Consider the following 1,173-nt stretch of genomic DNA (forward strand, 5'->3'; position numbering starts at 1 on the left):
TTACCGGCGTTCCCGGCGTATCGCGCATCGTCTACACCGGCGGTGGCAACCTCTTCAGCGCTGAGAAGGTCAAGAACATCGAACTCTCGAACATCATCATCGACGGGCAGAATCGTTCGCTCGGTGATGATGCCGGCGGGCTGCTGCAATTCACCGGCGTCGCCGAGGTAATCATCGACAATTGCGAGATCGCCGCCAGCCGCAAACATGCCGTTCGACTGGAGCGATGCGGCGGCCGGATTACGGGCAGCCGCATATCGGGTGCAGGCCAATCCGGCATCTACGCCGTCGAATCCGACGCGCTTTCGATCACCGGCAACGAGGTCTTCGACTGCGGCAATGGCGGTATTCTCGTGCATCGCTGGACGAAGGCGGCTGATAACAGCGTCGTCAACGGCAACCGCATCTACCGGATCAAGGCCAATGACGGCGGCACCGCCAAAACGGCAACGGCATCAATATCTTCCGCGCTGACAACGTCATGGTCGCAAACAATCACGTGTCGGACTGCGCATTTACCGCCATCCGCGCCAATTCGGCCTCGGATATCCAGATCACAGGCAACCAATGCCAGCGTTCGGGCGAGACCGCTGTTTATGTCGAGTTCGAGTTTGTGGGCGCTGTCGTGTCCAACAACATGGTGGACGGTGCGGCGAACGGCATCTCGATCGCCAATTTCGACCAGGGCGGCAGGCTGGCGAGCGTTACCGGCAACGTCGTGCGTAACCTGACGCTCAAGGGTCCCTACGAGCACGAGGTCGGCTTCGGCATCGGCATTGCTGCCGAGGCGGATACACTGGTCTCCGGCAACATCATCGAAGGTGCGCCACGCTGGGGCATGCAGCTCGGCTGGGGACCCTATCTCCGCAACCTCGTCGTGACCGGAAATATCATCCGCAAGGCCCCGATCGGCTGTGCGGTCTCGGTGGCGGAAGGTGCAGGTGCGGCCATCATCACCGACAACGTGTGTCAGGAAACGCCCGGTGGTGCCATCCTCGGTTTCGAATGGGACAGGAAGCTGTCGGGCGAACTGGCGACTACAGGCTCCTCGCGCTTTGCGCAGCTGACGGTCGAGCGCAACCGCATCTCCTGAAAAGCATCAAAAGCTTTCATCGATTCATAAGGCTTGGCGGCTTCCGCTGCGACGCTTCGGCTCCTACCCTGCGCCCAGCC

Annotated in this window: 1 pseudogene; it reads left to right on the forward strand. The window is 61.0% G+C overall.

Annotation, left to right across the window (positions count from 1 at the left end):
- Positions 1-1,093: pseudogene (locus AAAB35_RS03160) on the forward strand (TIGR03808 family TAT-translocated repetitive protein); the annotation flags it as partial.
- Between the last annotated feature and the right edge of the window lie 80 nt (positions 1,094-1,173).

Source organism: Phyllobacterium sp. (assembly GCF_037994425.1).
Classification (GTDB): Bacteria; Pseudomonadota; Alphaproteobacteria; order Rhizobiales; family Rhizobiaceae; genus Phyllobacterium.